The sequence below is a fragment of the Gordonia sp. NPDC003376 genome, from assembly GCF_053589235.1.
Genome location: NZ_JBSFRM010000002.1, coordinates 195,293 through 207,691, shown reverse-complemented (window position 1 = coordinate 207,691; position 12,399 = coordinate 195,293). Strand labels below are relative to the sequence as shown.

Below are 12,399 nucleotides of genomic sequence, written 5' to 3'. Positions count from 1 at the left end.
GCGGTTACATACTGGTCGTGCCGACAAGTAGCACAGCGTGCCGATCGATGGAACGAAGGAGAGAAGATGTCGAAGATCGACGTGACCGCCTGGCCTCTTCGAGAGAGGGGAACCTACTTCGAAGATCACGAGATCGGGCGCTCCTTCGACCACCACTGGGGTCGGACGCTTCACGCGAGCGACAACATCGAGTTCAGCACGCAGATGCTGGCGTTCAACCCGGAGTACTTCAACCGAGAAGTGGCGCTCGAGCGTGGGCACCGCGACGAGGTGGTCAACCCGCTGCTCGTCTTCGGTGTGGTGTTCGGCCTCAGCGTCGAGGACCTGAGCGAAGCAGGCGGGCCCTTCCTCGGGGGTACCGACCTCATCTACCACCGCTCGGTCTACCCGGGTGAAACGCTGTACGCGCGAAGCACGGTGGTCGACGCCCGTGCGTCGACGTCCCGTCCTGACACCGGAATCGTCACCTGGCACACGGAGGGGAGAACCGCTGACGGTGAGATGGTCGTCGACTTCCGCCGCACGAACCTGGTACGCCGCCGGCCCGCCGAGCAGAACCTCGCACCCGAGTTCGACGGCTATGCAGAGGACTTCGTTCCCGGAGCGAGGTTTCGTCACGCGCGCACCCGCACCGTGACGGACCTGGATCTCAACGGCTTCACCCTGCTGGTGATGAACAGCGCCGTGGGTCATTTCAGCGACGGCGCGATGGCGGAGAGCGAGTTCGGCGAGCGGATCAACTTCGGCGGCATGTCGCTGTCGCTGACCATCGGCCTCGCGACGCAGGACACCAGCGGCCAGGCCATCCGTGAGGTCGGCATGACCGACATCAAGTTCCCCGCCCCGGTCAAGCGCGGCGACACCATCGGCGCCGCGACCGAGGTGCTCGACGTCGCCGACGACGGCATCGTTGCGTTCCGGCACATCGGCGTCAACCAGCGCGGCGATCTGGTCGTCGAGGTCACCCGCCGCGTCCAGCTCAAGCACCGCCCCTGATCGCACTTCACCACCTCGCACAACGGAAATGAGATACCGATGACAAGCACTCGCCCCCTGCGTCCGCGTCGTTCCTGCATGGCCGTTCCCGGCAGCAGCGAGAAGATGATCGCCAAGGCGCAGACCCTGCCCGCCGACCAGATCTTCCTCGACCTCGAGGACTCGGTCGCCCCCGTCGCCAAGCCCGCGGCGCGCGCCACCATCGTCGAGGCCCTCAACCACGGCGACTGGTCGGGCAAGGCGCGCGTCGTCCGCGTCAACGACGCGGACACCGAGTGGGCCCACGAGGACGTGCTCACCATCGTGCGCGGCGCAGGCCGCAACCTCGACTGCATCATGCTCCCGAAGGTCGAGAAGGTCGCCCACATCAACTGGCTCGACATCCTCCTCTCGCAGCTCGAGCGCGAGCTCGGCATCGAGGAGGGCGCCATCGGCATCGAGGCCCAGATCGAGGGCCCCGCGGGCCTGAGCGAGATCGAGGCGATCGCCGCCGCCACCGCGCGCACCGAGACCCTGATCTTCGGCCCGGGCGACTTCATGGCCGCCATGAAGATGCCGGCGCTGACCATCGGCGCCCCCGGCGCCACCGGATTCGACCCGTTCGACACCGTCCTGATGACGATCGCGATGACCGCCCGAAAGTACGGCCTCCAGGCGATCGACGGCCCCTACGCCATCATCAAGGACACTGCGGGCTACCGCGCCGCCGCCGAGCGCGCCGCTGCGTACGGCTATGACGGCAAGTGGGTCCTGCACCCGGCTCAGCTGGAGACGGCCAACGAGGTCTTCGCGCCGGCGCAGGCCGACTACGACAAGGCCGAGCTCATCCTCGAGGCGTACGCGCACTACACCTCCGCGGACGGCGGCGGCCGCGGCGCCGTGATGCTGGGCGACGAGATGATCGACGAGGCCAGCCGCAAGCTCGCGCTGGTGACCGCGGAGCGTGGCCGCATCCTCGGCATGGCGCGGACCACGTCGTTCGTGCCCGAGGCCTGAGCCCTATTCCGAGCGACTTGAACCCTCCAAAGGAGCCAATCATGGTGCTACAGCTCGAACACTGGATCTCGGGGGGCAGCACGCCTCCGTCCGGCGGTGAGTATCTGACGGTCGACAGTCCACTCGACGGGCAGCCCACGACGAAGGTCGCGGCGGGCAACGCCGCCGATGCGGAGGCCGCTGTTGCAGCCGCCGTGGCGGCCCGGTCCGGGTGGCGTCGGCAGAAGCCGATCGAGCGGGGGCGGCTGCTCCTGCGCCTCGCGCAGGCGATCCTCGACGATCAGGCGGAACTGGTGAGCCGCGAGCGGGCCGAGACCGGTAAGCCCACCTGGCAGGCTCCGATGGAGGTTCAGGGCGCGGCGGGGTACTTCGAGTTCTACGGCGGTCTCGTGAACGTGTTCGAAGGCGAGACGATTGACCTCGGGCCGGACCATCACTGTTTCACCCGCCGGGAGCCCTTCGGCGTGGTCGGTGTCATCACCCCGTGGAACGCGCCGCTCAACCAGGCGGCCCGGGGCGTGGCCCCCGCGCTCGCGGCCGGCAACACCGTCGTTCTCAAGCCCTCCGAGTTCACCTCGAGTTCGGCGGTCCGCCTCGCCGAGCTGGCGACGCGGGTGGGCTTCCCGGACGGCGTCGTCAACGTGATCACCGGTACGGGTCTCGACGTCGGCGAGCCGATGATCAAGAACCCGGCCGTGCGTAAGGTGGCCTTCACCGGTTCGGTGCGCGCGGGCCGCGAGATCGGCCACATCGCTGCCGACCGGATCATCCCGTTGACCCTCGAGCTCGGCGGTAAGTCCGCGAACGTGGTCTTCGCCGACGCCGACCTGGACAAGGCGGTTGCGGGCTCGCTCAACGCATTTGCCCTCAACACCGGGCAGGTCTGCTCGGCCGGAACGCGCCTGCTCGTAGAGCGCTCCATCCACGACGAGTTCGTGCAGCGCCTCGTCGCCGCCTGCCGCGAGCTGACCGAGAGCGGACGTCTCGGCCCCGTGTCGACCGCGGCCCAGTACGACAAGGTCATGGAGTACTTCGGTGTCGCCAGGGACGACGGTGCAGTCGCGGCCATCGGTGGCGAGCCCGTCTCCTCCGACAGCGGCGGGTACTACGTCGCGCCGACGATCTACACCGGCGTCGACAACTCGATGCGCATCGCCCAGGAGGAGGTCTTCGGACCTGTGCTCGCCGTCATCCCGTTCGACACGGAGGAGGAGGCGATCGCCATCGCCAACGACTCCGACTACGGCCTCGCATCCGGCGTGTGGACGCAGAACATCTCCCGTGCGCTCCGCATGGCCGACCGGCTCGACGCCGGCCAGGTGTACGTGAACACCTGGATGGCCGCCGCCATCGAAACGCCCTTCGGCGGCAACAAGAACAGCGGCTACGGCCGCGAGAAGGGCATCGAAGCCCTCCGTCATTACACGGAGACCAAGTGTGTGGTGGTGCAGCTATGAGTGGACCGTTGGCCGGAGTGAGAGTGCTCGACATGACGCACGCGCTCGCGGGTCCGTACTGCACGATGATGCTCGCCGACCTGGGGGCGGACGTCCTCAAGGTCGAGTCACCGTCGGGCGACCTGTCCCGGACGTCGGGCCCGTACCTGCCCGACGACGAGGCGAAGGACTTCGGGGGCTACTTCCAGAGCGTCAACCGGGGCAAGCGCAGCATCGTGCTGAACCTGAAGGACCCCGCGGACGTCGACGTGTTCACGAAGCTGATCGTCGAGTCCGACGTGCTGGTGGAGAACTTCACGCCCGGTGTCATGGACCGGCTCGGCCTGCCGTACGAGACGCTGGCCGAGATCAACCCGAAGCTGGTGTACGCGGCGCTGCGCGGGTTCGGTGACGCACGCAGCGGCACCAGCCCGTACCAGGAGTGGCCGGCCTTCGACATCGTCGTGCAGGCGATGGCGGGACTGATGGGGATCACGGGCCTGCCCGACGGTACGCCGATCAAGGTCGGGCCGGGCGTGGGCGACATCTTCCCCGGCACGCTGCTCTCGCTCGGTGTGGTTTCCGCGTTGTATGAGACGCGGGGCAGTGGCGTCGGCCAGTTCGTCGACGTCGCGATGTACGACGCCGTGCTCTCGCTCTGCGAGCGTATCGTCTACCAGTATTCGTACGACGGCACGATCCCACGCCCCGAGGGCAACCGGCACCCGCTCCTGAGCCCATTCGATATCGTTCCGGCGGCTGATGGCTGGGTCGCGATCGCGGCGCCCAACAACAACCGATGGAAGCTCCTGTGTGAACTGATCGGTCGCGACGACCTGGCAGCCGATCCGGGGTTGCAGACCAACGAGTCCCGGGTCGCCCGCCGCGAGGATGTCTTCGGTGCGCTCGCGGGGTGGACGTCCACTCGGACGACCGACGAGATCCTGGAAGTGCTCGGCGGCAAGGTGCCGGTCGGTGCAGTGCGCGACGTGAAGGAAATCCTCGAGGATCCGCACGTCGAAGCGCGCGGCATGGCCGTGCGACTGGAACACCCCGGTAGTGGCAAGGTCGTCACCGTCGCCGGCCAACCGATCAAGTTCTCACGCACGCCCGCGGTGCCGACCAAGCGCGCCCCCTTGCTCAACGAGCACGGGCCGGAGATCCGGGCGCACCTCGCCGGCTGACCCCAGGCTGAAGCCGATCGTTTCCAGCGAGATCCAGATCCGCGGTTCACCACGAAAAGGACACGCGTCGAACCGAGCGCTGGTGATCGCCCGCGAGTGCGCGCCCACCTGCTCAAGCATCATCGGTGGTACGAGAAACAGATTGTGGTGGTAGGCATTGGGGGAATGCGTTCCGGACGTATCGGCGCACGACGCCGGCCGGCGTATGGCACGGTCGGAAAGATCACGGGGACCGGGCTGCGGCCGGCAACGATCTCAGCAACCTCGGACCGCAGCCACGCCAACTCCGCCCGCTCTGTCGCCGCCACTGCTCCGTCGGGTGGCGCCTCTCGGAAGTCGGTGATCGCACCATCACGAAAGGCGTTCTGTCCGAACTCATCTACCCGACAAGTTCTCGTGCACGGTCACCTCGCGTGCCACCTCGGTGACCGGCCGGCCGCCATCGATCACCCGACGAGCAGCCTCCACCTTGAACTCGGGGAACTCGGGCGTATGACGACCGACGCGCCGTGGACACGTCGAATCCTTCCGGCAGGACCCGTCGTTTGTGGATCGCGATCGTCACCTGGATCGAACGCGCCTACCACCGACGGGGCCGGCAGGCCCGCCTCGGCCGATTGTCACCCATCGAGTTCGAGACCATTCTCAACACGGCCGCCTCCGCGGCATGACACCGGACCGGCACCTGTCGGTGCAGCAGTCCCACCGACCGGCGACGATGTCGTTCGCCTTGGTGTGCGCGCGCCGGGTAGCGAGTCACTCGCTCTCGCGCGCATGGGCGCTGGAGACCCTCCAGGCTGCGTCGATCATACGAAATACCGCGTCGAGCACCTGTCCTGGTTGCCGTGATTCTCGACCGAGAGAGAACGAATCGACCACGAATCGTGCGACAGCGCGACACTCGACATCCGCCGGCGGCAGTTGAAGGTCGGCGGCGATCGCTGCGCCGAGCGACTCGGCGTGCCTGAGCCGCATGGACCGTTCGTAGTCGCGGAGAGACTGCGAACCATCGATCATTCGCCAATACGGGGCCGCGGCAGGTCCCGTGCAGTGTTCGATCAGCGCATCGATCTCGCGCCGCAGCGGAACAAGGATCGACTCGCCGGGCGAGCAGTCCGCGATTGCGCCGACAAGGCGTTCTTCGAAGTCGACGTCGTGCTCGAACGCAAGCGCTTCTTTCGACGCGAAGTGAGAGAACACAGTGGTGACGGCAACGTCTGCATCTGCCGCGACGTCCCTGATTCCGACCGTGTCGAAACCCCGCTCGAGGAACAGTCGTAGCGCCGAGTCTGCGATCGCCCGGCGGGTAGCCGCCTTCTTCCGCTCGCGGCGTCCTGGCAACGATCCCGTCATGACCTGACACTATCAGGGCCGTTTGACTATCCGTTAGTTAACTGTAACCGTTAGTGTTATGTTCCAATTATGAAAAAGGTGATCTTCGCTGAGTATGGTGGCCCCGATGTCCTGCGGCTCGTCGAAGCCGACGAGCCGCACGCGCGCCCTGGAACAATCCGCATCGCAGTGCGCGGCACCGGCGTCAACGCTCACGACTGGCGCAGTCGCGAAGGGCAATTCCGTGCTGCGCATCCCGATGTGCTCCCGACCGGGGTCGGGCTTGACGCCTCCGGGGTGGTGGATGAGGTGGGAGAGGGTGTCACCGGAGTGGCCATTGGTGACGAGGTGTTCGGCGAAGGTCATGAGACGTACGCGGAGAACGCGGTCCTCAGCGCGTGGGTACCCAAACCCGCGAACCTGTCGTTCGAGGAGACAGCCGGCTACGCGTCGGTCGTCGAGTCTTCGTTGCGGGTCATGCGCGAAGTGGGCATTCAGCCGGGTGAGACGCTCTTGGTCAGCGGCGCGTCCGGGGCCGTCGGATCGACGGTGTTACAGGTGGCTCGTGAACGAGGCGTCACGGTCATCGGAGTCGCCGGACCGCACAACCAGGACTACCTCCGTAGCCTCGGTGCGCACGCCACTTCCTATGGAGACGGATGGTTGGCGCGCGTGCGGGCGATCGGCAGGGTCGACGCGGCGCTCGACGTCGCGGGCTCGGGGGTGATCACGGAACTGGTTGCGCTCACCGGCGATCCCGACAGAGTCGTTTCACTGGCCGACCTGTCGGCGCCCGAGCTCGGTGTCCGCTTCTCCGGCAATGCCGGCAGCGTACAGGCTGCACTGGATGAAGCGCTGGAACTCATTGCCGGCGGTCGACTGCGGATACCCGTCGAAAAGACCTACTCCCTATCGGAATCCGCCCAGGCACAGGCTGATAGTCAAGCCGGCCACGCCCGCGGCCGCCGGGTGATCGTCATCTGAGCCTGGCCATGCGAGGGCCACCGCTCCCACGAGGTGCGGGTCGTAGGCTTCGACGAGGTTCATCCAGGAGGCGCGGGATGGGCTGAAGTGCACGATGATTCGCGGCTACAAGTGGGTGAAGACCGGCAACGTCGAAAGGTACCGCGCCGCAGCACCGGACGCTCGGCTGGCGGCTGACCCGTTCGAATCGTGGTCACTCGCGTACGGAATCCGTGGGTGAGTGACCACGATTCTCTCGTTCGGTCAGGCGACGTGGATGACGACCTTGCCTGCGGCGTGCCCGTTCTCGACGGTAGCGAGCGCCGCCAGGGCGTCGGAGAACGGATGGACCTTGGAGATCACCGGGTTCAGGACTCCGGAGAGTGCCAGATCGGCGGCCTGCTCCAGATGTGCCCGGTCGAGGCGCCGCTCGACGAACCGCCCGCCGAGATCGGTGACGGATGCATCGCCCACAGCCAGGACCTGGTGGGGTTCACGGGCCAGCGGCGCGACGGTCCGTAGCGAGCTGCCGCCCACGAGGTCGACGATCCCGTCGAAGCCTTCCGGGACGAGCTCGCGTCCGGCGGCGGCGACGTCCGTGGAGGTGTAGTCGATGAATCGCACGGCGTTGGCCACTGCCTGCTCTCGCTTGGCGGCGCTTCCAGTGCCGATCACTTGCAGTCCGCGGGTGAGTGCCAGCCGCGCCACGGCGAGGCCGACTCCGCCGCCGACTCCGTTGACGAGGAGGGTGGCGCCGGCCGGGAGATCGAGCTGGTCGAGCACGTCGACGGCGGTCGTACCGGCGACCGGAAGCGTTGCGGCCGCCGTTACGGACAGGCCTCGCGGGATACGCGCGGTGTTCGATGCGGACAGAACGGTCGTCTCGGCGTACGTGCCGCCACCGGTGAGCGCGAACCCGAAGACCTCGTCACCGACCTCGAGACCCTCGACGTCGTCACCCAGCGCGAGGACGCGCCCGGCGGCCTCCATGCCGAGCACACGTGGAAACGGACGCCCTCCGTCGAGCCCGGGGACACCGCCGGCGCGCAGGATGTGGTCGAGGGGGTTGACGCCGGCGACATCGACCCGGATGAGCACTTCGTCGCGAGAGGGTTCGGGGTCAGGGCGATCGAACAGTGCCTGTACCTCGGGCCCGCCGTAGCGTACGAATCCCCACGCTTGTCCCATGTGCTGTCCTCACTCGATTCGGATCCGGAGTTCCCGGCTCGACACCCATGCTCGCCGCTGACATTGATGTCAGGGGCAAGCGACCGTGGGGAGGGTCACACTCTGGGCACCAGGGGCACCAGGGGCACCAGGGGCACCAGGGGCACCAGGGGCACCAGGGGCACCAGGGGCATCCGGCTCCGGCCGTGCGGAGAGGTTGGCGCGGTGCCGGGAATTCGCCTGCAGGAGAACGTCGAGCGCGTCGCGGGCATCCGTCAGATGTGCGATGTCGTCGTTGATTCGTTCCCGCTCCCTGGTCATCGTCGCGTACGTTTCCTCGGCGACCTCCATGTCCGTCGGGGTGTCCACGCAGGGAAGGACAGTGGCGATCACGCGGCTGGACATGCCCGCAGCGAACAGCTGCCGGATGAGCTCGACGCGCTTGATCGCCGCGGTCGAATAGATGCGTTGGCCGGCATCGGAGCGGGAACTCGGTAGCAGGCCCTGCTCCTCGTAGTAGCGCAGCGATCGTGGACTGACGCCGGTACGCCTGGACAACTCGCCGATCCGCACCCCGGGTAGTTTACGCGCGTCCGCGTCGAGCGGACGCCGCCTCCGGGGTGCGCCGAGGCGGCGGCGTCGGTGGTGGAAGGGGTGCAGGTGGGCGTCAGGGGTGGCGCAGGAGAGCTGCGACCGCTGCCTCGACCTTCGTCCAGTCGGGCTCGTCGCCGGCGATGAGATCCGCGTATACGAATGACTCCAGGATCCGGAGCAGAAGGTAGGCCAGATCGCGAACGGGCAGCGGCATCCCGATCGGACCCCCCCTCTCGGCCTCGTCCACCAGTAGTTGCTCGATGACCTCGACCACGTGCTGCTGCAAGGGACTGGCCTTGGAGGTCAGCAGGCGCAGGGCGCGTTCCGGGTCGCGTTCGATCCACACACGGAACCACTGCGCCTCGATCGAGATCCGGGCGTACTCACCGAAGATCCCCGCGACCTTTGTGGCGCCGGCCCCCTCTGCCTCGACGATGATTCGCCGCAGGCTCGGCACGGTGATCGACATGATCGCGCTCATCGCGAGCTGGTCGCGGTTGCCGACCCATCGGAACAGGGTGGTCCGGTCCACGCCCAGCTCGGCCGCCAATGCGTTCAGGTCGAGGCGTTCGCCGGACAGCAGCTTCGTGCGAGCCAACGCCAGCGCCCGTTCCGTACCCGGTCGGGTCACGGCAGCGCGGTCGGGCGTGGCGGGGAGGCTCACGGACCCATACTAGCGGTCCGGAGACGGGCAACCTCGGAGCAGGCGAGGCCGGTGATCGAGAGCGGCGTCAGCTGATCGGGATCGTGATCGAGCGCTTCAGGATCTTGCCGGTCGCACTTTTCGGGAGTGCATCGACGATGTGCACGATGCGCGGAATCTTGTACGGTGAGAGGCGTTCGCGTGCCCATTCGGTCACCGCTTCCGGAGCCAGTGCACTGTCGGCGCGCAGGACGACCAGCGCGGCCACCTCTTCGCCGTAGTAGTCGTCCGGTACGCCGAGGACGGCGGCTTCGACGATGTCGGGGTGGGTATACAGTACTTCTTCCACTTCGCCGGGGTAGACGTTGTAGCCGCCGCGGATGATGAGGTCTTTGAGGCGGTCCATGATCCGCAGGCCCCCGTCGGTGTCGCACACACCGATGTCACCGGTGCGGAACCATCCGTCCCGCATCACTTCGGCGGTCGCCTCCGGACGTCGCCAGTAGCCCTTCATCACGGAGGGGCCGCGGACCCACACTTCACCGGGTTCGCCTGCAGGCAATGTGGTGCCGTCGTCGGCCCTGATCTCGATCTCGGTCCGCGGTACCGCGGGGCCCACCGATCCGATCCTGACCGGTTTGCCCGGCCGGCTGAAGGTCGCCAGGGATGTCGTTTCGGTGAGCCCGTAGCCCTCGAGGACTTCGCACTCGAACGTCTGGGTGAGGCCGCGCCACACTTCGGCCGGGAGGGATGCACCCCCTGAGATGGCGATCGCCACGGTTGAAAGGTCCTCGGGGCCGAAGCCGTCGGAGGCTCTGAGGATCGCATTCCACATCGTCGGTACCCCGGCGACCACGGTGATCCGGTCGCGGCGGATGAGATGGAGCAGATGCACTGGGTCGAAGGGGCTCAGCAGCGAGATCGATGCGCCGGCGGTGAGTGCCGCCATCATCACCGTGATGTACCCGTAGATATGGAAGAGCGGCAGGGCGGTGGCGAATCGGTCTTCGGTGGTCGTGGCCCGAGCCTCCACCGCGATCTCGGCGGAGACGAGGATGTTCTCGACGCTGAGCTCCGCACCTTTCGGGCGTCCCGACGTGCCGGAGGTGTACAGGATCGCGGCCGTAGCGTCCGGCTCGAGGTCATGGACGGTGTGGCCGTGCCCTCGAGAGGTGTCCGGGTGCAGGGTGCCGAGTTCGTCGATGGGGATGCGGCGCGCCACTGCGGCGTCGTATGCCGCCGTGCTCGCCTCATGCCAGACGATGATCCGGCCGGCGTCGGAGTCGCCCAGGACGTAGTCGACCTCCGAACTCCGTGACATCGGGTTCATCGGAACGACCACGCACCCCGCTGCGTGGATGCCGAGGTAGGCCACGACGAACTCCGGGACCGCCGGCGCGATGAGGACGACACGGTCTCCGGGTCCGATCCCCGCGGTGCTGAGGTGTGCGCCGAACGCTGCAGCGGCGTTCATCAACTGCTGGTACGACCAGTTCTCTTGGTCGCCGCGTATCGCGACCGCGTGCGGAGTCTGTTCCGCGTGGCGCTGGACCGGATCCACTGGATTGGGCATGTGACCTCCTCATTGTGGTGATTGTGGAGCGAACACCCCGATGCTGCAACATATCGATCAGATGTTGCACTGACACTCTGGAGGAGGTTTGCAGCCCTGTCAAGCGGTCCTGCCGGACTTCGGTGTTGACCGATGCAACGTTTAGACATAACGTTGCGTGTGACGCGGGTCATATCCGTCTTCACTCCTCAGGAGGTAGCACCATGAGTCAACTCGTCCACGGACATGCGGATCCTCGGCTCGAGGGGGTGCGCGCCATGCTGGACCAGAACCTCGAGTCCGGTGCGGAGGTGGGCGCTACGCTCACGGTCGACCTCGACGGTCACCGCGTGGTCGATCTCTGGGGTGGGCACACCGACGCCGCGCGTACTCGGCCGTGGACCGAGGACACGATCGTCAACGTCTGGTCCTCAACCAAGACCGTGACCAACCTTGCCGCGCTCATCCTGGTGGAACGCGGCTTGCTCGACGTGGGCGAGCCGGTGGCGACCTACTGGCCCGAGTTCGCTGCCAACGGCAAAGAGGGTATCGAGGTGCGGCACATCATGTCCCACACCTCGGGTGTGTCCGGATGGGAGCAGCCCTTCGAGATAGTCGACATGTTCGACCGTGAGGCCGCGACTGCGCGACTTGCCGAGCAGTCTCCCTGGTGGAAGCCGGGTACGGCCTCCGGTTACCACGGCGCCAACCTCGGACACCTCGTTGGTGAGGTTGTCCGCCGCGTCAGCGGACTGACGCTCACGGAGTTCGTTCGCACGGAGATCGCCGAGCCCCTCGGCGCCGACTTCCAGATCGGCGTTCGGCCCGAGGACGACTCTCGCGTCGCCGACATCGTCCCCTATGAGAAACGCTCCTTCGACCTCAGCGCCATGTCGCCGGGTTCGCCCGCGTACAAGACGTTCTTCGGTCCGGTGTCCGACCCCGCGGCCGCCAACTGGCCGCAATGGCGTCGCGCCGAGATAGGAGCGACCAACGGGCACGGCAACGCGCGATCCTTGGCGCGGGTGATGTCCGTGATCTCCAGGGGCGGCGAGGTCGGCGGCGTCCGTCTGCTCGGCCCTTCGACGATCGACCTCATCTTCGATGAACAAGTCCGCGGCATCGATCTGGTGCTCGGAGTCCCGCTCCGCTGGGGTATCGGCTATGCGCTCCCCGAACCCGCCACGGTTCCCGCCATTCCTGATGATGGGCGCATCTGCTTCTGGGGTGGCTGGGGCGGGTCGATGATCGTGATGCATCCCGATCGCGGCCTGACGATCTCGTATGTCATGAACAAGATGGCGTCGGGGGTCATCGGTTCGGAGCTGTCGAACGCATACCTGGCGGCGATCTACGAAGGTCTGGAGTAATCGTGCGGCTCGCCCGCTCATCTGTACAAACCTGATCGAGTTGACTGCACTTGCTCCGGATCTGACTCGGCAATGACGTGTGACAGTGCTTCGTCGCGGCGAAGCGGGCGGTCACTGTCGTCAGGGCGACCATATCGGTCTTCGCAGCGCAGGAACGCTTTTCGGT

11 protein-coding genes and 1 pseudogene are annotated in these 12,399 nt (G+C 66.8%); 7 read left to right on the top strand and 5 right to left on the bottom strand.

What is annotated here, in order from left to right; translation table 11 throughout:
• Positions 1-66 precede the first annotated feature (66 nt).
• From ACWDUA_RS03165 to ACWDUA_RS03145, 5 genes and pseudogenes are all read left to right on the top strand, one after another.
• Entirely contained in the window at positions 67-996 is a 930-nt protein-coding gene (locus ACWDUA_RS03165; protein WP_449749542.1) for a MaoC family dehydratase, read from the top strand.
• 39 nt (positions 997-1,035) lie between these two features.
• The gene (locus ACWDUA_RS03160; protein ID WP_449749541.1) at positions 1,036-1,992 is read left to right on the top strand and encodes an HpcH/HpaI aldolase/citrate lyase family protein; all 957 of its coding nucleotides are present in this window, start codon (positions 1,036-1,038) and stop codon (positions 1,990-1,992) included.
• Between the two features lie 41 nt (positions 1,993-2,033).
• Complete coding sequence (locus ACWDUA_RS03155; RefSeq protein ID WP_449749540.1) at positions 2,034-3,449, top strand: aldehyde dehydrogenase family protein; 1,416 nt, start codon at positions 2,034-2,036, stop codon at positions 3,447-3,449.
• On the top strand, positions 3,446-4,612 hold the full coding sequence (locus tag ACWDUA_RS03150) for a CaiB/BaiF CoA transferase family protein (protein WP_449749539.1): 1,167 nt from the start codon (positions 3,446-3,448) through the stop codon (positions 4,610-4,612). Before ACWDUA_RS03155 ends, ACWDUA_RS03150 begins: the two co-directional genes overlap by 4 nt.
• A gap of 545 nt (positions 4,613-5,157) precedes the next feature.
• Positions 5,158-5,283 (top strand): annotated as a pseudogene (locus ACWDUA_RS03145) (IS3 family transposase); the annotation flags it as partial.
• A gap of 85 nt (positions 5,284-5,368) precedes the next feature.
• Here the strand turns inward: ACWDUA_RS03145 and ACWDUA_RS03140 are convergent.
• On the bottom strand, positions 5,369-5,965 hold the full coding sequence (locus ACWDUA_RS03140) for a TetR/AcrR family transcriptional regulator (protein ID WP_449749538.1): 597 nt from the start codon (positions 5,963-5,965) through the stop codon (positions 5,369-5,371).
• Between the two features lie 69 nt (positions 5,966-6,034).
• Here ACWDUA_RS03140 and ACWDUA_RS03135 point away from each other — a divergent pair, with 69 nt between their 5' ends.
• Positions 6,035-6,928: an NADP-dependent oxidoreductase gene (locus tag ACWDUA_RS03135; RefSeq protein WP_449749537.1), complete on the top strand. Its 894-nt coding sequence runs from the start codon at positions 6,035-6,037 to the stop codon at positions 6,926-6,928.
• A gap of 243 nt (positions 6,929-7,171) precedes the next feature.
• Here the strand turns inward: ACWDUA_RS03135 and ACWDUA_RS03130 are convergent, their stop codons facing one another.
• From ACWDUA_RS03130 to ACWDUA_RS03115, 4 genes are all read right to left on the bottom strand, one after another.
• Positions 7,172-8,095 (bottom strand): NADP-dependent oxidoreductase, encoded by a 924-nt coding sequence (locus ACWDUA_RS03130; RefSeq protein WP_449749536.1) that lies wholly within the window; start codon positions 8,093-8,095, stop codon positions 7,172-7,174.
• A 69-nt stretch (positions 8,096-8,164) separates the two neighbouring features.
• Positions 8,165-8,647 (bottom strand): MerR family transcriptional regulator, encoded by a 483-nt coding sequence (locus ACWDUA_RS03125; RefSeq protein ID WP_449749535.1) that lies wholly within the window; start codon positions 8,645-8,647, stop codon positions 8,165-8,167.
• A 94-nt stretch (positions 8,648-8,741) separates the two neighbouring features.
• Positions 8,742-9,332: a QsdR family transcriptional regulator gene (locus ACWDUA_RS03120; RefSeq protein WP_449749534.1), complete on the bottom strand. Its 591-nt coding sequence runs from the start codon at positions 9,330-9,332 to the stop codon at positions 8,742-8,744.
• Positions 9,333-9,399: 67 nt separating this feature from the next.
• Positions 9,400-10,884, bottom strand: a complete 1,485-nt coding sequence (locus tag ACWDUA_RS03115) for an AMP-binding protein (protein WP_449749533.1) — start codon at positions 10,882-10,884, stop codon at positions 9,400-9,402.
• A 203-nt stretch (positions 10,885-11,087) separates the two neighbouring features.
• Here ACWDUA_RS03115 and ACWDUA_RS03110 point away from each other — a divergent pair, with 203 nt between their 5' ends.
• Positions 11,088-12,233, top strand: a complete 1,146-nt coding sequence (locus ACWDUA_RS03110) for a serine hydrolase domain-containing protein (RefSeq protein WP_449749532.1) — start codon at positions 11,088-11,090, stop codon at positions 12,231-12,233.
• Positions 12,234-12,399 lie beyond the last annotated feature (166 nt).